Below are 18997 nucleotides of genomic sequence, written 5' to 3'. Positions count from 1 at the left end.
TATGTTATATGTATGAAAGAGGGGACAGGTTATGCATTTAAGTCTAATGGAGCTGCTGCTTATCTTTGTTGGAGGAGTTTTGATTTTAGGAATCCAGTTTTATTTATCGACTAGAAAGAATCGATTTATGGGGCTTTTATTCCCGATCGTATCCTTTGGGTATTCCATATATATGTTTTTAAAATCAGATTTCTTTTCCGATATGACATTCAGTATGAAAGCTTATATGTTCATTGCTCAAAATATTCCTGCGCTGGTTTTGTTGGTAATTTATTTTATTTGCCGTTGGAATATGAAAAAACGCAGGGAGAAAGGAGCAGTATAGATGAAAAAACAATTATTAATTTTAGTCGCTTTTACTACTACTTTTATTATACTTGTTGGGTGCAGTTTTGGAATACCGCTGATTCAGAGAAGAAATTATTGTTTGAAAGCCACGGAGAGCATACAGAAACCATCAGTTTACAAGGCGGCTGGGAATATCTCAGTTTGGAAGGGGATGAACTGGAAGCAGATATTCGGGTAAAGATTGAATAAAAGGATTGGTAAATCAAATTTAGCAGTATGGCAGCTATAGCTTCATCGGATGAGATAAGAGAACAGGTCGTTCTACAACCACTATTTGGAAGTAATTATCGCCATGCTATTACAACGTTTTGTACATACTAAAAGATAAGGAGGTGGCAGTAATGAGCAAAAAGAATAAAAATAAGAAAAACCAGCTATTTGAAGATAACAAAGGCGTTCAAGCTGTGCAAAATCAATTGAATGAAAGTTATCAAAGCGGAGTGGTTGAGGATCAATTAGAAAACAATCGGGGAATTCACCATTTTAATAATAAGAGCAGATAAAACGAAAATAACTGAGGCTGGGATATAACACCAGTCACAATCAATTTAAAAATGGTTCTGGTCATTGTTTTTAATGAAATGATTGGAACCATTTTTGGAATGAAATATTCTATTGCGATGGCTCGAATGCTGGTTTCGAGTTCATCGTAATTTTTTTACCTGAAAATATAAAGCAGGCGAAAAAATATTAATACGTTTATTCCCGACAGATAGCGTTTTTTTACATTTATGTCACGTAGAGAAAAAAATTTGAGCAATCGAGAAGAAGCTTTTATAATCCATTTATAGTAAACTGATGAAAAGGAGGCGTTTTAATGAGTACAATGATTTTTGTTAACTTTCCAGTCAAGAACGTTGCTAATGCCACTGATTTTTACGAAAAACTAGGATTTACAAAGAACGATGACTTCTCTGATACCCATGCAAGCTGTATGGTATGGGACGAAAATTTTTATATTATGCTTTTAGAGCATGCTTTCTATCAACAGTTTCTCCAAGGTAAAAAGATTGCCGATACTCAAAAAGAAAATGCTGTTTTAATCTGCTTTAACTTAGAAAGTGCTGAAACAGTCAAAGAATTCGGCCGATTAGCGAAAGTAAACGGCGGTGATGCTTATCATGTCGACATGGGGATGCCGGAAGAACAAATGTATGGCTTAGAGGTGTCTGATATTGATGGAAATATGCTAGAACCGATGTGGATGAAGCAATAGGTATGGTTGGATTTATTCTTTGAATTATTACTTTGAATAAATCCGGTATTTTATTCAAGAGAGAATATCAACATGAACAAATAGGGGGCAGGCAAACCAAAACAAGCTTTTATGTAGAGGGCAGGCAGAGAAAGAAGATTTATTTATTGGTGTATATAAAATATCATCCAAATAGATTATTACGTAAAATATAAATTTGACGTAATAATTGCAATTCTGATTACAGTCCTGTAAAATTTATCTATGAGGTGATCTAATGGCAAATCATTCAAAACAGCAACTTTACAATAAACTTCAAACGCTTCTTAAGGAACTTCCTTGGTATGTCGAGGAATTTATCAATCATAAAGAAAGAAAATTATCAGCAGCTTCATTACTCAATTACGCACACGATTATAAAATTTTTTTCAATTGGCTCGTGACCGAAAATTTTTATTCTGGTGAATTGAAAGATCTGCCCCTTGAGTCGCTTGAATCACTAACTGTTCAGGAAGCTGAACGATTTTTGACCTTTCTTAAATACCAATTACATAACAAGGAACTCACAATAAATCGCAAGTTATCTGCTTTAAAATCGCTTTTCAACTACCTGCAAAACATTGCTGAAACACGTGATTTACAGCCATATTTAAAACGTAATGTGATGGCAAAGCTTGAATTCAACGACATCAAAGAAAGTATGGAAACAACTGCAAATAAAATGGAAGGAAAAATCTTAATTGGTGATGAATATGAACGATTTCGCCAATTTGTTGCCCATGATTATGGTGAGCTTTATAAAGACAACAAAAAGCTTGCAAATTTTCACCGCCTAAATCGTGAACGTGATACAGCGGTTGTCTCGCTTATTTTAGGCTCTGGATTACGACTTTCAGAGGTTGTGAACCTGGATTTAGATGATATTGATCACAGCAAATTTACTGCACGTGTTATTCGTAAAGGAAACAAAGAACAATATGTTTATTTCAGCAAGCAAGCGATGGATGATTTAGATGAATATTTACAAATCAGAGCAAAACGCTATCATGTTGAGAAAACAAACAAAGCTTTATTTATCGCTGCTGCAATGGGACCAAAAGGCACACCAAGACGACTAACTGCGCGTTCTATTGAAAAGTTAATCGAAAAATACGCGAATGCTTTCGGAAAACCATCCTTATCCGTTCACAAACTAAGACATTCTTTTGCTACGAGGTATCACAATGAAATTAATGATGTACCGAAGTTAAGGCGCCAACTCGGCCACTCATCGATACAAACGACGATGATTTATACGCATATTAACAATGATGATTTGAAAAATGCTGTAGATAAAATGGATATGCCTAAAGGTGATGAGTGATTACTAGCGTATTATCCAATTCACTATACGATAAATTTTTAAATTCTCCTAGGTTTCCACTTGATTATACGAACGTTTGTTTGTATAATTAGAGAAACCAAACAAAAGGAGATAAAAAAATGCCTAGAAACCCAGGGGTCACGGACGAAGCTATTATTAGAATGTATAAAAGCGGTATGCCTTATAAAGAAATGGTTGCACGAGTCGGTATCTCTGATCGGGCTATTCGCAATGTAATCTATAAACATGGAGTTAAAATGAACAGAGAGCAATCTTCAGGGCAGCCGCGAAAGCATAAAGTTAATGAAAATTTCTTTAAAACGTGGTCACATGAAATGGCGTGGGTTTTGGGGTTGTTTATAACTGATGGTTGTATCAATCAGAGCATCTCTAGTGTTTCCTTAACTCAAAAAAATCAAACAATACTTCGTCAAGTGGCGAGATATATGGGTGCAGATTATATTTTATCGAAAAAATATAAAACAAGAACAACAGCAACATTGGTTATTAATTCAAAAGAAATTAAGAATGATTTAGCGAAGTTGGGAGTACTGCCTAATAAGTCATTATCTGTACAATTTCCTGAGGTGCCAGATGAGTTCCTCCCCTCTTTTATTAGAGGAGTTGTAGATGGTGATGGCTGGGTTCAAAAGAAAGGTTATGTGATGAATATTACTACAGCCAGTTTTAGCTTTGCCGAAGGACTTCTACTCGTTTTTCAAACATGGAAGCTGCGTAGTGAAATAACTGAAGAAATTACTCAATCTGGTAATCCAGTTTTTCGGGTTTGGGTAAAAGGTAAATTGTATCTTCCCAGACTGGCAGATATTATATACAATGACGAAATAGAGCATTATGAATCCTATAAAGAAAATTACTTAAGGCTTCATTCAAAAGCACATAATCAAATAATAAAGGAGTAATATAATGTGGAAATTAATTGATGGAAAGCTGATTCAGACAACAGATACATCGAGAGTAAAATTTAGAACAAATGTTAGCAAATCGATTATTGATCAATTAAATACATTGGCCATTCAATATGATACACACCCAAATTATTTATTAGAATCAGGCTTACAAGCGGTTTTAAAGCAAGGAGTTATTCAGTTTGATAAAAAATCTCGCCCTAAAGATCGTATTCAATATAAAACAACCTATGATAAAGAGTTATTACTTGAAATAAAGGATTTTGCAAAAGCACATAAATTAAGCGCCAATGATGTGCTAGAATATAGTGTTCATTTTATTGATTTTAACTCTGTGAAGAAGAGAAGCTATAAATATCGAATTGAAAAGCTTTAATTTTTTTATTTCCTATAACGCCCCCTACATAATATTTATTATGAGAACTAATAAAATAATCTATCTCACAACCAAGTATACTTTAGATAGTGAGACAAAATTAAATTTTTAACACTTTTGATTTTATATTCCATTGTTCATTCATACGGCTAAATCAAAATGATTTATTAATCTCAAACCTGATATTCATAAAGAGCTACAAAAAATTCACCAACCGTCTTTTGGCCGACTTGCTGAAATCCCTGACACTCATAAAAATAACATAAATTAGGTCTGTCAGCTGCACAATCCAATCTTATATATTTTTTCAGTTGCATTTTGGCTTGCTGCTTAGCCCAATCTATCAGGTTAACAGAAACGCCTTCTTTAGCATACTTTCTGCGTATAGCGATTTTATGCAAATATAAAGCGTCATTTTTATTTTCATGCGGCCAAAATATGTGATCCTGTTCCTGAACAATTATTGTTCCAGCAGATTCCCCATTTAAAAACCCAATAAACAGTTCATTCAGTGCATACTTTTCTAATAATGCTTCTTTGGTAAGTTCGCTAGTATACCACATTTCCTTATTTGTTCTCTTTAACCATTCGGCGGCTTCTTTTAAAATCGATGCAAATTGGTCTATCTCTTCCATATTAATATTTCTAATCATCCATTCCATATACGTCCCCTCCCTCCTTGCTCAGATACTTTGATTAATTATTCTTTTCATTTTATAATTTTCAGAATATTTATGTATGTAATTATATCACTTTACTGTAAATTGATAAATAAATTATGCTATCATATCTATTAAGAGGTGATTTTCTATGAAGTATGTATCTGCTAGAGTTCAAGGACGTGTGCAAGGAGTCGGGTTTCGGTACTTTACCCAACATGCTGCGATGAATCATGATATTGTCGGCTGGGTAAAAAATGAAGATGACGGTGCAGTAGCCTTTGAAGCATATGGAGAAGATAATAATGTAGATCGTTTTCTTGAAGAAATTAAAAAAGGCCCCTCTCGATTTGCAAAAGTAAATGAGATGGATGTCAATAAGCTTTCCGGAGATCCGGAGTATACCTCTTTTAACGTTAAATATTAAAAATAGAACGGGCACAGCGTGATAAAGCTGTGCCCGTTCTATTTTATAGAATTGGTGAAAGCAAACGGGAAATATCTTCTTTAAATTTAATCCATAAGGATCGTTTATGGTAGCGTTCAAGTGTTAACTCTGAGCTTAACTTACAATCTTCTTCAAATATATTGTGCAATTCATTAGAAACGGCTTCATCATACGTAATCGCATTTACTTCAAAATTCAACCGGAAGCTTCGGGAATCGATATTCATTGTTCCGACAGAAGCCATTTTCTTATCCACTACAATGGTTTTTGCGTGCAGAAAGCCATTCTCATAAAGCAATATTTTCGCTCCATATTCTAATAGATCTCCTGCATATGCCCATGTAGCCCAATACACGAACGGATGATCCGGCTTGCAAGGAATCATGATTCGTAAGTCTACTCCTGATAAAAGCGCCATTTTACAAGCATCCATGAAACTCGTATCCGGTATAAAATACGGCGTTTGAATACAGACACTCTCTTTTGCAGAGAGAATCATCTTAATATACATATTCTTTAAATGCTCCGTCTCAGAGTTTGGACCGCTGGAAACAACTTGCACCGGGCTTGTTCCATGGTGCTTCTCTAAATGGAAGCAAAACTTCTTATAATCATCATGAAGCTTATCCTTTCCAGCCTGGTGCCAGTCCATAATAAATCGGACCTGTATGTCGTTGACAGCATTTCCGTATATTTTTAAATGCGTATCGCGCCAGTAACCGAATTTTTTATCCTCTCCAAGGTACTCATCGCCGACGTTGAAGCCGCCAATATAGGAGAATTCACCATCAATAATGACCATTTTTCTGTGATTTCGATTATTGATTCGGAAGTTAATCAGCTTTAAGAAGGATGGGAAGAACACACGCACTTCTCCTCCCGCCTTTTTTAAGTCATCAAAGAATCGGGATGGCAACTTTTTTGATCCTACTTCATCGTATAAAACGCGGACCTTTACGCCTTCTTTTGCTTTAGTAATTAATGCATCTCTTAATCTTTTCCCCAGTTGATCGGGCTGAATTATATAATATTGCACATTGACTTCTAGTTTCGCTTCCTTGATGTCATTCAGCAGAGCATCAAACTTTTTATGGCCATCCTTAAATATGAAAATTTCATTGTCCTCTGATAATCTGCCGTGAGAAGAGCGTAAATTCATGGTGACAATGTCATTGTACTGATTTAACCATGGGATATCATCCCGTTTTTCTTCCTCTATCAGTTTTAGTTGTGTGTCTACTTCTTCTTTAAGCAGTTTTTGTTCTTCTGCTGTTAAGCCATAAAAGTTATTCTGTTTTAGACTGCGGCCTAAAAAGATATAAATTAAAAATCCAACAATGGGCAAGAAAAATAAAATAAGCAGCCATGCCCAGGTATAGCCGACATCTCTTTTTTCAAAAAATAGCACACCTAGTGCCAGTAATAAATTAATAAAAATGACGATAGAACCAATCATCGTAATAATATTACCTATTTCCATTTCCAATATGATCACCTGCTTTTTTCTAAATTTGAACTATTTTTTTATCCAAATTTATTAGATTCATCCATATTACACTAAATGGGATTAAAAGTTAAGTCAATGATTGCTGCATAAAAAAAGGAACACTTTTATTTGAAAAAAGAGTGTTCCTTTTCTGTATTACTCATCCAGAGACAATTTTCTTAAGGGTTCTTTCGCAGGTCCTGCCAACACCTCGCCGTCATAATGATAACGAGAACCGTGGCAAGGGCAATCCCATGTTTTATCAGCACCATTCCAATTGACCTCACAGCCTAGATGCGTACAAGTCGTATCCAAAACATGCAGTTTTTCCTCCATATCCTTATAAACACCAGCGCGAGAGCCTTTTACCCTTGTGATGACGGCTTCATTTATTTCTAAATCATCTATTGTCCCTGGCGGAATAAAATCCAGCTTACCTTTTAAAAGCTCTGCGGCAACCTCCATATTAAATTTGAATAGATTCTTTAGCATCGGCTTTGAAGCGAAACGTGCCGGAGAAAATAATTCATTGTATGGATTTTCATCCTTTTCAGCAATACTATCTGCTATAATATTTGCAGCTAATGTGCCATTGGTCATCCCCCATTTTCGATAGCCTGTAGCAATGAAGATAGAAGGATCATCGTCAGTTATAGGGCCAATGTATGGCATTTTATCCAGCGTGGTAAAGTCCTGTGCAGACCACTGATAAGAAATGTCCGTTATCTCAAATTGCTCTTTAGCAAACGCCTTTAAATTGTCATAGCATAATTTCTCCTCCGTGCTTTCTCCTGAGCGGTGGTTTTCGCCGCCAATAAGAAGATAGGTATCTTTATTATTTAACGTAGCTGTCCGGATAGAACGGGTTGGATTTTCTACATTAATATACATTCCGCCCGGGTATTTACCTGTGTATTTTCCTGATACAATATAAGATTGCTCTGCATACATTTTGGCAAAATAGAGACCTTGATGATCAATATACGGAAATTGAGTAGCTGCTATCAGATAATCACATGCAACACGGTGCTTATCCTTTGTTAAGACCGTATGCTGTCTATTATATTCCAGCTTCATTGCAACAGTTTGCTCGTAAACCTCTGTGCCGTTTTTTACAGCTTCCTCTAGCATAAATTGTAAATACTTTAAAGGATGAAATTGGGCTTGTCCAGTCATTTTTAACGCTTTTTTAAAAGGAATCTCCAGCGGCATCTCTGAGGTAAGCTCTCCTGGAATATCTAAGGTCTTATATGCTTCTGCTTCCTTATCTAATTGCGCTAAATAAGCGTTATCATTTGTATATAGAAACGCATCCTGTTCTTCATAATTACAATCAATCTGGTTTTCCTTGATTTCATTTTTTATAAAATGCATGGTTTCTTGCATGGCCTGATAATATTGTTTTGCTTTTTTCTCGCCCATGGTTTCAATCAGTTCTGAATAAATGATACCATGCTGGGCAGTGATTTTTGCTGAAGTATGTCCAGTCACACCACTCAGCACACGGTCAGCTTCTATCAGGATAACTTTTATGCCTTTTTTCGAGAGCAGATACGCAGCAGTGATTCCTGTTAATCCGGCCCCGACGATGCAAACTTCTGTTTTCTTTGATTCATCGAGCTTGGGAAAGTCTTGGAATGCGGTATCTGCCTGCCAAATTGATTTTATATCCATATTTAATGCACCTCACATTTACATATTTTCTTTAGTATCTCCTGTTCACGTAATCATTACTCAACAGAAATAGAAAAGAATAAATATGAGGATATAGAAAAAGACTGCTTCTATAAAAGGAAGCAGCCTTTGTATAATTAACGATTTTCAAAAAATAACCGGTTCAATGAAATATATTCATTCTCCTCTTCCGGCACTTCATCCTCCATATAGATTGCTTCTACTGGACAAACTGCCTCACATGCACCGCAATCGATGCAAATATCCGGATCGATATAGAACATATCTTCGCCTTCTTCTATACAATCAACAGGGCAAACTTCTACACATTCCCCCGCTTTTTCTGTTTTACATGGTGAAGTAATAATGAAAGCCAACGAGATTCTCCTCCTCTTTACCAATATTATTGACATATTAAATCATTATAACGCATTTTAAAATAAAAAGAAACGCTTTATGTAAGCATGAGATAAGACTTTCTCCAAAGCAGAAGGCTTATCTCATGCTATTTTTTGCTTTATTTTTCTTCAAAGTAATCTTTTCTGAATCCTGCTATCCGATCGCTATTGTCAATAATAAAGTAAAACTCTTCTGTTTCATTTTTTACATCATACACCTTCCCCGGTGTAAGCTTACGGTCAACGATAAATTTCTTGGCATTAGCATGTACACATGTGATTTGTTTAATAGTTTCGCTGTTCTCCCAGTCTTTATGAATCATTCTTTTGTTCCCCTTCTCTTGTTTACATAATAATATTATAATCTATTTGAATAGATATAAAAAGTTTCCATACCCTTCTTCTTCCATTTTGTCCTTTGGAATAAAACGCATTGCAGCAGAGTTCATACAATAGCGTAATCCTCCCGCTTCTTTTGGTCCATCTTCAAAAACATGTCCCAAATGCGAATCAGATTGTTTACTGCGTACTTCGGTACGGATCATACCATGAGAAGTATCCGTCACATCTGTAACCTGCTGCGGGTCAACTGGCTTGGTGAAGCTTGGCCAGCCACAGCCGGCATCGTATTGATCTTTTGATGAAAAAAGAACCTTGCCGGAAATAATATCGACGTAAATACCTTCTTCTTTATTATCCCAATATTCATTGTCAAACGGACGCTCTGTCCCATTTTCCTGCGTGACATGGTATTGCAGCGGTGTCAACTTTTCTTGTAATTCTTCTGCAGAAGGCTTATTTTGCCAATTCTCTTTGATAAATCCTTCTCGTCCAGATCCTTTTTTATACATTCTATAATGAAAAGAGCGTTTCTTATAATAATCCTGATGCTCTTCCTCCGCTTCATAAAATGGTTTAGCCGGAAGAATCGGCGTAACAATATCTTTTTTAAATTTTCCGCTTTGCTGCAGCAATTCTTTGGAATGCTCCGCTATTTCTTTCTGTTCTTCATCGTGATAGAAAATAGCTGTTTGATAGGATTCACCACGATCATTAAATTGGCCGTCTGCGTCAGTCGGGTCAATTTGCTGCCAAAATGTTTCTACAAGCTCTTCATATGGCATAATGCTTGGGTCATATTCTATTTGAACCGCTTCAACATGTCCTGTTGTATTGGAGCAAACCTGCTCATAGGTTGGATTTTCTACGTGACCGCCAGTATATCCGGAACGAATGCTGATTACCCCGGGACGTTCATCAAACGGCTCTACCATACACCAAAAACATCCTCCTGCAAAAGTGGCGAGTTCTTTTTGTTGTGACATACTTTTTTTCCTCCAATCGCTATTTTCCTTCTTTTCTATACTCTCCCCCTATTTTTCCTTTTTTATAAAAAAAAATCAAGCAGAAGGCTTATTTTAATCATAATTTCAGCCTTCTGCTTGACTTAAACATATAATCTCGGTGTAGAAACACCCTTTTCTCTATTTTGTACAGGTTCTTCTTTGATTTTTGCCGTCTGCTCCGGCTGCTTATTGATTTCTGCTGTTTGATTTGGACGTTCTGGAGGAATACGCTCTTCCTCTGATATTTCCTCACTGTCTTCCTTGCTGAATGTTTTAAAAGCCTTCATCATCCTGTACATCGAAGGGAGATTCTTAATCATCGGTCCATACTCTTGCACTAAGGGTGCTGTTGATTGTACAACACCCAGAACCTGCTGTACCCCTCCCAACGTTTTAGAAAGCGTAGAAACGCCTCCTGATTGAGCCAGGCTTTGCGTGACACCTCCGCCTCCCGACCCGGACAATAAACTTGCTAATCCTCTTGATTCGCCTTTTGTATTTACAGCTCCGTTTGTGTTTCTTATTTCTCTCGGGATTCCCCTCAAATCATGGCGTCCATTACGAAAAGGGGGCTGCGGCGAACGAGGCATTTGATTTCTGCGTGGAAAAACCATCACTATCCACCCCTTATCCATCCATATTTACTCTTTTTTGTGTTCTGCTATAGAATATGCGGAAGCCATATAACTGTGTAGACATTCCCCCGTATTCATGCAATCATTTCCCGGGAAACCGCAGGAATCACCAATTAAACAGCTGGGAAGCCAAAAGAATGTCGAAATCATCCGATATTCGTCAAAAAGTCATTAATCAAACGTTTGTTTAACTTCTTACTTTAAGCTTTTGCGATGAACTAATATGATTTCTCCATGAAAAAAGCAGCCTGTTTCAGCTGCTGTGTTTCCATTCATATTCCGACCAAAGTGCATCAAACGCTGCCAATGCACCAGGAAATGGACTATTCCATTCAAGGTATTCGCTGATTTCATCATACGTTTCAGCGTATTTCGGGAAATGATGATCGTAGAATGCCCAATCTGCTAGTTGAGAATAATCATCCTGCTCCAATTTCCCGCGATGTGTTAATAAGAATTGATAAAAAGATTGACGCATAGTTCCCCTCCCCTATTCATTCATAAAGGCTTCATGTTGTGCTTGTTTCTTTCGATATACCATCTTACATAATTGGATACTCAGTTCATAAATAACGATTAACGGTATTGCTACAACAATCTGCAGAAAAAAATCAGGCGGTGTTATCAATACCCCGACAACAATTAAAATAAAATAAGCATATTTACGGTTTTTCACCATAAATGCCGGAGTTAATATCCCCAGGCTTGTCAGGAACATGGTTACCACCGGAAGCTCAAATAAAAAGGCGAATGGCAGTGTTATTTTTAATAAAAATCCAAAATAGCGATCCACGGTAAACATAATATTAAACATATCATCATTCAAAGATAATAAAAATGGAAAAATCAATTTAATAAATACCACATAACCAAAGACAAGCCCCAGTACAAATAAAATTAATGATCCCGGTATGTACCCTAAGGATACTCGCTTTTCTTTTGCGGTTAAAGCGGGACTGACAAATGCCCAAAGCTGATATACGATAACAGGTATCGTTGCGGCAAAGGCAAGTAATCCTGCGATGGAAAAATAGATCCAAATAATCTCAGCTGGGCTGATGACTGTCAGCTGCATATCAATATCATCTACAAAAAACTGATAAATGCTTTTCACATTAATAAAACCGACAATAAAAAACAATAAGAATATAATCGCTGTAACAATTAAACGATTTCGGAGTTCTGTCAAATGTCCTCCAACGTTCATTTCTTTTTCTCCAGGTATCTGCTCTTCTGGTTCAGACATAGTTCACCCCACCTTTTTAACTGATGACACAAAAGAGATGCAAGGAATAATCCCTACACCTCTGCATTTGATTATTGTTTCTTTTTAGGATTGTCATTTAAAATATCCTGACTTGCATTTTTAAACTCTTTTAATGTTGTTCCAAGCGCTCTTCCGATTTCAGGAAGTTTATTTGGACCAAAGACAATTAAAGCAGCAATAATGATTAAAATTAAACCGGGAAATCCGATATTTGAAAATATGTTCATTATCCTTCACTCCGTATATGAGACTAAACTCATTTTTCTTCTTTCACAATCGACTTAACCTCTTTTGTCTCATCTGTGATATCCTGCGTTAAATCACGTGTAGAACTTTTAAATTCCTTCAGCGTTTGTCCGGCAGCCTTCCCTATTTGCGGAAGCTTATTAGGTCCAAAGATAATAAGGGCTAATATCACGATTAATATAAGTCCTGGAACGCCTATACTTGCAATACCCATCATTGACACCCTCTTTATTCATATTGTGTCCTCTAATAGAACATAATCTCTTTCCATCATAGCATGTTTAGAAATCGTTAGACAAGTTAATTTTTGCGGTCGTACTGCAGAAAATAATAGTCATACGGATTTTTCTCATTTTTTATGCCTTTTTCCTTTTCCGTCAGCTCCCACGCCGCTTCATCAAAATCCGGCGCAAATGTATCGCCGGGGAATTCTTCGTCAATCCGTGTAATATACATGCGGTCAGCGATAGGCAATGCCTGTTCATAAATCTCTCCGCCGCCGATGATGAAATATTCTTTCTCTGGGTGTGCTTCGTTCCAGCGCTCTACATCAGATAAGTCATGAATAATTTCTACCCCGTCGAGTGCAAAATCTTTATTTCTGGTCAGCACAACATTACGCCGCTTCGGAAGAGGCCCGTTCATCGATTCTAATGTTTTTCTTCCCATAATAATCGTATTTCCTGTTGTCTTCTCTTTAAAAAATTTTAAGTCCTGCGGCAAATGCCAGGGCATCCCATTTTGATAGCCGATCACATTATTCCTGCTAGCGGCAAATAGTAATGAAATCATGCGTTAGCCTCCATTCAGTTGTGTATGCTTCATTATTTAAACGGCGATTGGCGCTTTAATGGCTGGGTGCGGGTGATAATTTTCGATTTCCAAATCCGTTATTTCAATATCAAAAATCGATTTTCCAGAGGCATTTATCTTTAATGCCGGCATCTCCCGGATATCTCTTTCTAACTGCTGGTTGACCTGTTCTATATGATTGGAATAGATATGTGCGTCTCCAAAGGTATGAACAAACTCGCCCGCTTCTAACCCGCATTCATGTGCAATTAAATGCGTTAACAGTGCATAGCTGGCAATATTGAACGGAACACCGATAAACACATCTGCACTGCGCTGATAGAGCTGACAGGATAATTTTCCATCCGCTACATAAAACTGAAACAGCGTATGACATGGAGGCAGGGCCATCGTCGGAATATCCTCCGGGTTCCAAGCAGATACAATGTGGCGTCTGGAGTTTGGGTTGTTTTTAATTGCTTCAATGGTTTCTTTTAATTGATCGATGGATTCTCCTTTAGATGTTTTCCAATCTCTCCACTGTTTCCCATAGACAGAACCCAAATCGCCATACGTCTGAGCGAAGGTATCATCCTGGAGTATTTTCTCTTTGAACAGCTCCATTTGCTGGTCATATTCTTTTTTAAAGGCAGCGTCCTCTTGGCTGCGTATCCCAAAGTTTGTCATATCCGGGCCTGTATACTCCGCGCTTTTAATCCATTTCTCAAAAGCCCATTCGTTCCAGATATTATTATTATGTTCCAGTAAATAACGGATGTTTGAATCTCCTTTGATAAACCATAATAATTCAGTAGCAACCAATCGGAACGGAACTTTTTTTGTAGTTAACAACGGGAACCCCTTCTGTAAATCAAATCGGATTTGATGGCCAAAAACGGAATAAGTACCTGTGTTTGTCCGATCATCACGATTCTCTCCCGTAGCTAATATTTTACGGCATAAATCTAAGTAGCCTTGTTCTCCCTGCATTTATAATCCTCCTCTATATAATATGTCTCCTGAACTTAAAATATTTTAGCAAGAGCTTATATTGACTATATTATTTCATTTCCCTTTATCTATCCTCAGGTTTTTAAACAACCCTATTATAACAGAAATTCATGGCCTATATGTTTCTCAACTTTAAATTAATCCATTTAGAGAAAAGAAAATAAATCATATATATTCAAAACCTTTTGATTATTATAGAAAATGGTAAGGTTTTCTTGACTACGAAAAAAATTTAAGCTAATATGGGTACAAGCAAAGAAGATAGCACGGAATCATTAGAAAGTAAAGGCAGCTTCGATAGACAGAAGTGGATGATTATGATCCCGTTCTTCTATCGAAGGCTGCCTTTTTCATATTTCGTTCTTCTGCTTTGTAATCACACGCGTTTTACGTGGAAGTATTTAGGAGGAAATTTAACATGGAAAACGGAGTAGTAAAATGGTTTAATGCAGAAAAAGGTTACGGGTTTATTCAATTAGAGGAAGGGAATGATATTTTCGTACATTATTCTGCTATCCAAGAAGAAGGCTTTAAAACATTAGAAGAAGGACAAGAAGTTGTCTTCGATGTAGTGGAAGGCGAACGCGGTCCACAAGCGGCAAACGTTGAGAAAAAATAAAAACTATTATAGATGCAAGCAGGATCCTTGAGAGGGGTTCTGCTTTTTTTATTGGTAATCAAGAATGATTCCTTCAGGTAAGGTCTCACCTCTGCTGCGGATGCCATCGAAGTGAATAATCGAATTGCCTTGCCTGCTTTTGCAGGAAACATAGAAAATCTCATTGCTTTAAACAAACCAGTCCAACCCTCCGTCCCCTTTTTATATCATGCATGATGCAATGCTTCCCTCATAAGGAGATAGGCAAAAACCCTATAAAATGGACCATACTTTTTGAATCCGTACTATTACATTTTGTCAATGATTTTCTTTATTTGTTCACCAAAAAGACATAAACTTTTCTAACCAAAAAGTTTGTAAAATAGTCAAATCACCTTATTTGTGAATAAGTGAACGAATTGTGAAAAGTGCGATTTGATAACGTACACAAGACTTATTTTCGATATGATAGTCATATAGGCAAGAAGTTACAAAAGGGGTGAATCACATGAAAAAACCTGAACCTAATTTAAAGGGTACATTTTTTTCCGTTATCACTATAGGGGTTGTTATTCTTATCAGCTGGTTTGCAGTATTTTTATTATTTTTATCGCGATAAAGAAGGAGGAGAAAGAAGATGCACTTACACAAATACGAGAAGATATGGCTTATCTTCGGCGGCGGAGCACTTGTATTATTTCTGCTGATACTTGGATTCGGGGCATTCTATTTAGGTACACATCCGCAAAGTCACGGTGTGACCATTGACCCTGAGAATGTAGAAGCAAACGAGGCTTTCGAGAGAGAAAACCTCGGACTGACACAAGTAGATGATGATAGATATATTGTTAATATTGTTGCGAGTACCTTCAGTTACGATTTAGGTGATGACGGGGAAGGTAACGCGGTATCTCACATTGAAATACCTAAAGGATCAACCGTTTTATTTCAGGCAGTTACAACCGATGTTATCCATGGATTAAATATCGCCGGCACCAACGTCAATATGATGGTGGAGCCCGGATATATCAGCAGCTTGGAAGTAGAGCTTAATCAAACGGGAGAATTTACATTAGTATGTAATGAATATTGTGGTGTAGGACACCATATGATGTTTGCGACAGTGGAGGTGGTCGACGATGAGTCTGGCAATGAAACAGCAGCCGAATGAAGAAATTAATGTAACACCCTTACCGATTACAAAACCGGAAGCGAAATTATATCTTTCCTTTATGTATGTTGCATTTATTTCCTTATTTATTGGAGGATTAATGGGGTTATTACAAGTATTGGTGCGTTCAGGCGATTTTGAACTTCCGCTTGGTATCGGCTATTATCAAATTCTTACTTTACACGGCGTTATCCTGGCATTAGTACTGACTACCTTCTTCATTATCGGCTTTCAATATTCCTTATTAGGTAAAACCGTCGGAATGTCCGATAAACAACGGAAGCTGGGCTGGCTGTCTTTTTGGACGATGACGATAGGAACAGCTTTAACAGGAACAGCCATTTTACTGGGAGAAGCAAATGTTCTATATACCTTCTATGCGCCATTAAAAGCACACCCTATCTTTTATATCGGGCTTGCGCTTGTGGTCGTTGGCTCTTGGATTGCGGCTTTTGTAAATTGGCATCAGGTCTATGTTTGGAAAAAAGCGCATCCAGGTCAGAAAACACCGCTGTTAGCATTTATGGTTACGATTAATATGATTATGTGGGTTATTTGTTCCATTGGTGTGGCAGTCGCAGTGCTGGTCCAATTTATCCCATGGTCATTAGGGTATGCAGAGACGATTAATGTTCTGTTAAGCCGGACATTATTCTGGTATTTTGGCCATCCGCTGGTTTATTTCTGGTTATTGCCTGCATATATGGCATGGTACGCGATTATACCAAAGATTATTGGCGGAAAAATATTCAGTGATTCGTTAGCAAGGCTTTCCTTTGTTTTATTCTTATTTTTCTCCATTCCTGTTGGTTTTCACCATCAGCTTACAGAGCCTGGAATTGATCCAACATGGAAGTTTATTCAGGTAGTTCTTACCTTTATGGTTATTGTACCAAGTTTAATGACTGCATTTTCAATGTTTGCTATGTTTGAAACTACAGGCAGAAAACAAGGTGCAACCGGACTGTTTGACTGGTTTAAAAAATTGCCTTGGAAGGACGTCCGTTTTGTAGCTCCGTTTGTCGGAATGCTTGCGTTTATCCCTGGCGGAGCAGGCGGTATTATTAACGCATCTCACCAATTGAATACGCTTGTTCATAATACGATTTGGGTAACAGGACACTTTCATTTAACGATTGCGACGACAGTACTCCTCACTTTCTTTGGGATTGCATACTGGTTAATACCGCATTTAACAGGCAGAAAGCTGACGCCAAAGATTCATAAGCTGGGAATTTATCAAACCATTATTTGGGCTGTCGGGATGCTTATTATGTCTGGGGCAATGCATATTCAAGGACTTTTAGGAGGACCAAGAAGATCCTCCTTCTCCGAATACGGCGGTACCGAGCAAGCGGCAGAATGGGTTGGTTATCAGACTGCACAGGCTGTTGGAGGCACCCTCTTGTTTATCGGTATTGTACTGATGGTATACATTTTTGTGGATTTAATCGCATTTGCTCCTAAAGGGGAAGAAGAATACCCTATTGCGGAAGAAGAAGAGGATGCACAGCCTACACCGCAATGGATGGAAAATTGGAAGCTGTGGATTGGAATCACAATTGCTTTGATATTATTTGCATATACGATTCCGATGATAGATATTATTCAAAATGCACCGCCAGGATCTCCTCCATTTGACGGTATTTTATAAGTGGAAGTAATTCAATAAATGATGAACAGAAAAATATATAAACATCTCGAAACTGATTTTAAGCATAAGCTGGACCGTGAGTTAACGGAAATTGAAAAAGAATTTTTTTAATAGATTGCAGAAAAGCACGTGTCTGAACAAGACAAAAAGAATTCATTTGAAAAATAATAAAAAACGGCAGCAGGTAATCGTTTTTCCATGATTACCTGCTGCCGTCTTTAATGCATGATTACGAGGGGTTCTAATCCTCTTTCTGCCCGAAATATTGATAATAATTCGTCTGGATAAAACCATTAAACAGCTTACGTTTCTTTGTGGCTGGTTTTCCAAATACTTTTTCAAATTGCTCATACGCCGTAATAATGTATGCGCTCCAGGATGGATGATGACGCATGATAGTCCCCAGATCCTGATACATCTTCTCTACTTCTTCCCTATCGCTTAAACGTTCTCCGTATGGCGGGTTCGTGATTAAATACCCGTCCTTTTGCTTGATTGTAAGATCGCTGACCTGCATCTGCTTCCACTCAATCAAATCACCAAGCCCTGCTTCCAGCGCATTTGCCTGTGCTGTTTCAATCAGCTGATGGCTGATATCCGAACCAGTGATAAATAAAGGCTGGTCATAGTTCGCTACCTCTTCTGCTTCTCCAAAAGCCGCATCCCAATGCTTCTGTTTTACAAAACTCCATTCCTCTGAAGCAAATTCACGATTAAATCCGGGTGCAATGTTTTGGCCGATGAGTGCAGCCTCGATTAAAATCGTTCCAGAGCCGCAGAATGGGTCGGTTAAAGGCTGGTCAGGCTTCCAGTTGGTTAATTGAACAAGCGCTGCTGCAAGTGTCTCTTTTAAAGGAGCTTCCCCTTGCCCGACACGGTATCCTCGCTTGTGTAAGCCTGTCCCGGAAGTATCAATCGTCAGTGTTGCTTCATCCTTTAATAGAGCAATTTCTGTTTTGTAGAGCGCTCCGGATTCCTCCAGCTTATTTATGAGTCCATATTTTAATTTCATTCGTTCTACAATTGCTTTTTTCACAATAGCTTGGCAATCTGGCACACTGTATAGCGTCGATTTGACAGATTTGCCTGATACAGGTATCTGCCCTGTTTCATCAATATAACTTTCCCAGGGAAGCGCCTTAGTCTGTTCAAATAATTCATCAAATGTCTTGGCCTGAAATTTGCCGACAAGAATTTTTACGCGGTCAGCGGTTCTTAACCATAAATTACATCTTGGGATAGCGGAAATTGGCGCATCAAAGATAACTTTTCCGTTTTCTACTGTGGCTTCATATCCAAGATCTCTTACTTCTTTTGCAACAATTGATTCAAGTCCCATCGCTGCTGTAGCAATTAAAGTTACTTGTTTCATTTTTAAATATTCCTCTCGGTCATTAGTCA

The 18997-nt window shown here is 37.5% G+C and carries 25 protein-coding genes; 11 read left to right on the top strand and 14 right to left on the bottom strand.

Going from position 1 to position 18997, the window contains the following annotated elements; genetic code table 11:
* The first annotated feature begins 31 nt into the window (after positions 1-31).
* From ACFO3P_RS18320 to ACFO3P_RS18295, 6 genes are all read left to right on the top strand, one after another.
* Positions 32-325 (top strand): hypothetical protein, encoded by a 294-nt coding sequence (locus tag ACFO3P_RS18320; RefSeq protein ID WP_212928192.1) that lies wholly within the window; start codon positions 32-34, stop codon positions 323-325.
* 364 nt (positions 326-689) lie between these two features.
* Complete coding sequence (locus ACFO3P_RS18315) at positions 690-851, top strand: hypothetical protein (RefSeq protein ID WP_175297063.1); 162 nt, start codon at positions 690-692, stop codon at positions 849-851.
* Between the two features lie 314 nt (positions 852-1165).
* Entirely contained in the window at positions 1166-1564 is a 399-nt protein-coding gene (locus tag ACFO3P_RS18310; protein WP_289585150.1) for a VOC family protein, read from the top strand.
* A 256-nt stretch (positions 1565-1820) separates the two neighbouring features.
* Positions 1821-2906 carry a tyrosine recombinase XerS gene (gene xerS, locus ACFO3P_RS18305; RefSeq protein WP_042534061.1) on the top strand — a complete coding sequence of 362 codons (1086 nt, stop codon included), beginning with the start codon at positions 1821-1823 and terminating at the stop codon, positions 2904-2906.
* 119 nt (positions 2907-3025) lie between these two features.
* A complete protein-coding gene (locus tag ACFO3P_RS18300; RefSeq protein ID WP_212928189.1) occupies positions 3026-3829 on the top strand; it encodes an LAGLIDADG family homing endonuclease in 804 nt (267 codons plus the stop codon).
* 4 nt (positions 3830-3833) lie between these two features.
* Positions 3834-4211, top strand: coding sequence for a hypothetical protein (locus ACFO3P_RS18295; protein WP_042534063.1), 378 nt, complete (start codon positions 3834-3836; stop codon positions 4209-4211).
* Between the two features lie 173 nt (positions 4212-4384).
* Here the strand turns inward: ACFO3P_RS18295 and ACFO3P_RS18290 are convergent, their stop codons facing one another.
* Positions 4385-4873 carry a GNAT family N-acetyltransferase gene (locus tag ACFO3P_RS18290; RefSeq protein ID WP_042534064.1) on the bottom strand — a complete coding sequence of 163 codons (489 nt, stop codon included), beginning with the start codon at positions 4871-4873 and terminating at the stop codon, positions 4385-4387.
* A 148-nt stretch (positions 4874-5021) separates the two neighbouring features.
* On the opposite strand from ACFO3P_RS18290, the gene ACFO3P_RS18285 reads away from it, so the two are divergent.
* Entirely contained in the window at positions 5022-5297 is a 276-nt protein-coding gene (locus ACFO3P_RS18285; RefSeq protein WP_042534065.1) for an acylphosphatase, read from the top strand.
* A 43-nt stretch (positions 5298-5340) separates the two neighbouring features.
* On the opposite strand, the gene cls is transcribed toward ACFO3P_RS18285, so the two are convergent.
* The 12 genes from cls to ACFO3P_RS18225 all read right to left on the bottom strand — a co-directional run bounded on the left by cls (position 5341) and on the right by ACFO3P_RS18225 (position 14152).
* Complete coding sequence (cls, locus tag ACFO3P_RS18280) at positions 5341-6798, bottom strand: cardiolipin synthase (RefSeq protein ID WP_289585169.1); 1458 nt, start codon at positions 6796-6798, stop codon at positions 5341-5343.
* 162 nt (positions 6799-6960) lie between these two features.
* On the bottom strand, positions 6961-8478 hold the full coding sequence (locus ACFO3P_RS18275; protein WP_276540056.1) for an FAD-dependent oxidoreductase: 1518 nt from the start codon (positions 8476-8478) through the stop codon (positions 6961-6963).
* Positions 8479-8615: 137 nt separating this feature from the next.
* Positions 8616-8855, bottom strand: a complete 240-nt coding sequence (locus ACFO3P_RS18270; protein ID WP_017796848.1) for a 4Fe-4S dicluster domain-containing protein — start codon at positions 8853-8855, stop codon at positions 8616-8618.
* Between the two features lie 140 nt (positions 8856-8995).
* The gene (locus ACFO3P_RS18265) at positions 8996-9199 is read right to left on the bottom strand and encodes a DUF6501 family protein (protein ID WP_042534067.1); all 204 of its coding nucleotides are present in this window, start codon (positions 9197-9199) and stop codon (positions 8996-8998) included.
* Positions 9200-9241: 42 nt separating this feature from the next.
* Positions 9242-10201, bottom strand: coding sequence for a peptide-methionine (R)-S-oxide reductase MsrB (gene msrB, locus ACFO3P_RS18260; protein WP_256704707.1), 960 nt, complete (start codon positions 10199-10201; stop codon positions 9242-9244).
* 122 nt (positions 10202-10323) lie between these two features.
* Positions 10324-10857, bottom strand: coding sequence for a VrrA/YqfQ family protein (gene vrrA / locus ACFO3P_RS18255; protein WP_193062165.1), 534 nt, complete (start codon positions 10855-10857; stop codon positions 10324-10326).
* Positions 10858-11110: 253 nt separating this feature from the next.
* Positions 11111-11335, bottom strand: a complete 225-nt coding sequence (locus ACFO3P_RS18250; RefSeq protein ID WP_289585151.1) for a YozE family protein — start codon at positions 11333-11335, stop codon at positions 11111-11113.
* A gap of 12 nt (positions 11336-11347) precedes the next feature.
* Positions 11348-12103: a twin-arginine translocase subunit TatC gene (gene tatC, locus ACFO3P_RS18245; RefSeq protein ID WP_042534071.1), complete on the bottom strand. Its 756-nt coding sequence runs from the start codon at positions 12101-12103 to the stop codon at positions 11348-11350.
* A gap of 71 nt (positions 12104-12174) precedes the next feature.
* Entirely contained in the window at positions 12175-12345 is a 171-nt protein-coding gene (gene tatA, locus ACFO3P_RS18240; RefSeq protein WP_040982187.1) for a twin-arginine translocase TatA/TatE family subunit, read from the bottom strand.
* Between the two features lie 35 nt (positions 12346-12380).
* On the bottom strand, positions 12381-12584 hold the full coding sequence (gene tatA, locus ACFO3P_RS18235) for a twin-arginine translocase TatA/TatE family subunit (RefSeq protein WP_042534073.1): 204 nt from the start codon (positions 12582-12584) through the stop codon (positions 12381-12383).
* Between the two features lie 86 nt (positions 12585-12670).
* Positions 12671-13162, bottom strand: coding sequence for a dihydrofolate reductase (locus ACFO3P_RS18230; RefSeq protein ID WP_193062167.1), 492 nt, complete (start codon positions 13160-13162; stop codon positions 12671-12673).
* Between the two features lie 36 nt (positions 13163-13198).
* A complete protein-coding gene (locus ACFO3P_RS18225) occupies positions 13199-14152 on the bottom strand; it encodes a thymidylate synthase (RefSeq protein ID WP_289585152.1) in 954 nt (317 codons plus the stop codon).
* Positions 14153-14591: 439 nt separating this feature from the next.
* On the opposite strand from ACFO3P_RS18225, the gene ACFO3P_RS18220 reads away from it, so the two are divergent.
* From ACFO3P_RS18220 to ACFO3P_RS18205, 4 genes are all read left to right on the top strand, one after another.
* Positions 14592-14792, top strand: coding sequence for a cold-shock protein (locus ACFO3P_RS18220; protein ID WP_042534079.1), 201 nt, complete (start codon positions 14592-14594; stop codon positions 14790-14792).
* A gap of 487 nt (positions 14793-15279) precedes the next feature.
* On the top strand, positions 15280-15390 hold the full coding sequence (locus ACFO3P_RS18215) for a cytochrome c oxidase subunit 2A (protein WP_084612974.1): 111 nt from the start codon (positions 15280-15282) through the stop codon (positions 15388-15390).
* 18 nt (positions 15391-15408) lie between these two features.
* On the top strand, positions 15409-15942 hold the full coding sequence (locus ACFO3P_RS18210; RefSeq protein ID WP_212928184.1) for a cupredoxin domain-containing protein: 534 nt from the start codon (positions 15409-15411) through the stop codon (positions 15940-15942).
* The gene (locus tag ACFO3P_RS18205; RefSeq protein ID WP_379542575.1) at positions 15923-17596 is read left to right on the top strand and encodes a b(o/a)3-type cytochrome-c oxidase subunit 1; all 1674 of its coding nucleotides are present in this window, start codon (positions 15923-15925) and stop codon (positions 17594-17596) included. Before ACFO3P_RS18210 ends, ACFO3P_RS18205 begins: the two co-directional genes overlap by 20 nt.
* Before the next feature lie 241 nt (positions 17597-17837).
* Here ACFO3P_RS18205 and ACFO3P_RS18200 read toward each other — a convergent pair whose 3' ends face one another.
* Positions 17838-18968: a THUMP domain-containing class I SAM-dependent RNA methyltransferase gene (locus ACFO3P_RS18200; protein ID WP_193062171.1), complete on the bottom strand. Its 1131-nt coding sequence runs from the start codon at positions 18966-18968 to the stop codon at positions 17838-17840.
* Positions 18969-18997 lie beyond the last annotated feature (29 nt).

It is taken from the genome of Oceanobacillus aidingensis (assembly GCF_042654105.1).
GTDB classification, from domain to species: Bacteria; Bacillota; Bacilli; order Bacillales; family Amphibacillaceae; genus Oceanobacillus; species Oceanobacillus oncorhynchi.
The sequence above is the reverse complement of the archived record's forward strand: the minus strand, read 5'-3'. Positions and strand labels throughout refer to the sequence as shown.

Bases quoted from the DNA above. Each gene is read 5' to 3' on its own strand.
- ACFO3P_RS18220 (WP_042534079.1), top strand. From the start codon at position 14,592: ATGGAAAACGGAGTAGTAAAATGGTTTAATGCAGAAAAAGGTTACGGG.
- ACFO3P_RS18210 (WP_212928184.1), top strand. From the start codon at position 15,409: ATGCACTTACACAAATACGAGAAGATATGGCTTATCTTCGGCGGCGGA.
- ACFO3P_RS18225 (WP_289585152.1), bottom strand. From the start codon at position 14,152: ATGCAGGGAGAACAAGGCTACTTAGATTTATGCCGTAAAATATTAGCT.
- ACFO3P_RS18265 (WP_042534067.1), bottom strand. From the start codon at position 9,199: ATGATTCATAAAGACTGGGAGAACAGCGAAACTATTAAACAAATCACA.
- ACFO3P_RS18275 (WP_276540056.1), bottom strand. From the start codon at position 8,478: ATGGATATAAAATCAATTTGGCAGGCAGATACCGCATTCCAAGACTTT.
- vrrA (WP_193062165.1), bottom strand. From the start codon at position 10,857: ATGGATAAGGGGTGGATAGTGATGGTTTTTCCACGCAGAAATCAAATG.
- tatA (WP_042534073.1), bottom strand. From the start codon at position 12,584: ATGGGTATTGCAAGTATAGGCGTTCCAGGACTTATATTAATCGTGATA.
- ACFO3P_RS18200 (WP_193062171.1), bottom strand. From the start codon at position 18,968: ATGAAACAAGTAACTTTAATTGCTACAGCAGCGATGGGACTTGAATCA.
- ACFO3P_RS18310 (WP_289585150.1), top strand. From the start codon at position 1,166: ATGAGTACAATGATTTTTGTTAACTTTCCAGTCAAGAACGTTGCTAAT.
- ACFO3P_RS18215 (WP_084612974.1), top strand. From the start codon at position 15,280: ATGAAAAAACCTGAACCTAATTTAAAGGGTACATTTTTTTCCGTTATC.
- tatC (WP_042534071.1), bottom strand. From the start codon at position 12,103: ATGTCTGAACCAGAAGAGCAGATACCTGGAGAAAAAGAAATGAACGTT.
- ACFO3P_RS18290 (WP_042534064.1), bottom strand. From the start codon at position 4,873: ATGGAATGGATGATTAGAAATATTAATATGGAAGAGATAGACCAATTT.
- ACFO3P_RS18230 (WP_193062167.1), bottom strand. From the start codon at position 13,162: ATGATTTCATTACTATTTGCCGCTAGCAGGAATAATGTGATCGGCTAT.
- ACFO3P_RS18205 (WP_379542575.1), top strand. From the start codon at position 15,923: ATGAAACAGCAGCCGAATGAAGAAATTAATGTAACACCCTTACCGATT.
- ACFO3P_RS18250 (WP_289585151.1), bottom strand. From the start codon at position 11,335: ATGCGTCAATCTTTTTATCAATTCTTATTAACACATCGCGGGAAATTG.
- ACFO3P_RS18315 (WP_175297063.1), top strand. From the start codon at position 690: ATGAGCAAAAAGAATAAAAATAAGAAAAACCAGCTATTTGAAGATAAC.
- ACFO3P_RS18300 (WP_212928189.1), top strand. From the start codon at position 3,026: ATGCCTAGAAACCCAGGGGTCACGGACGAAGCTATTATTAGAATGTAT.
- xerS (WP_042534061.1), top strand. From the start codon at position 1,821: ATGGCAAATCATTCAAAACAGCAACTTTACAATAAACTTCAAACGCTT.
- ACFO3P_RS18285 (WP_042534065.1), top strand. From the start codon at position 5,022: ATGAAGTATGTATCTGCTAGAGTTCAAGGACGTGTGCAAGGAGTCGGG.
- msrB (WP_256704707.1), bottom strand. From the start codon at position 10,201: ATGTCACAACAAAAAGAACTCGCCACTTTTGCAGGAGGATGTTTTTGG.
- ACFO3P_RS18295 (WP_042534063.1), top strand. From the start codon at position 3,834: ATGTGGAAATTAATTGATGGAAAGCTGATTCAGACAACAGATACATCG.
- cls (WP_289585169.1), bottom strand. From the start codon at position 6,798: ATGGAAATAGGTAATATTATTACGATGATTGGTTCTATCGTCATTTTT.
- ACFO3P_RS18320 (WP_212928192.1), top strand. From the start codon at position 32: ATGCATTTAAGTCTAATGGAGCTGCTGCTTATCTTTGTTGGAGGAGTT.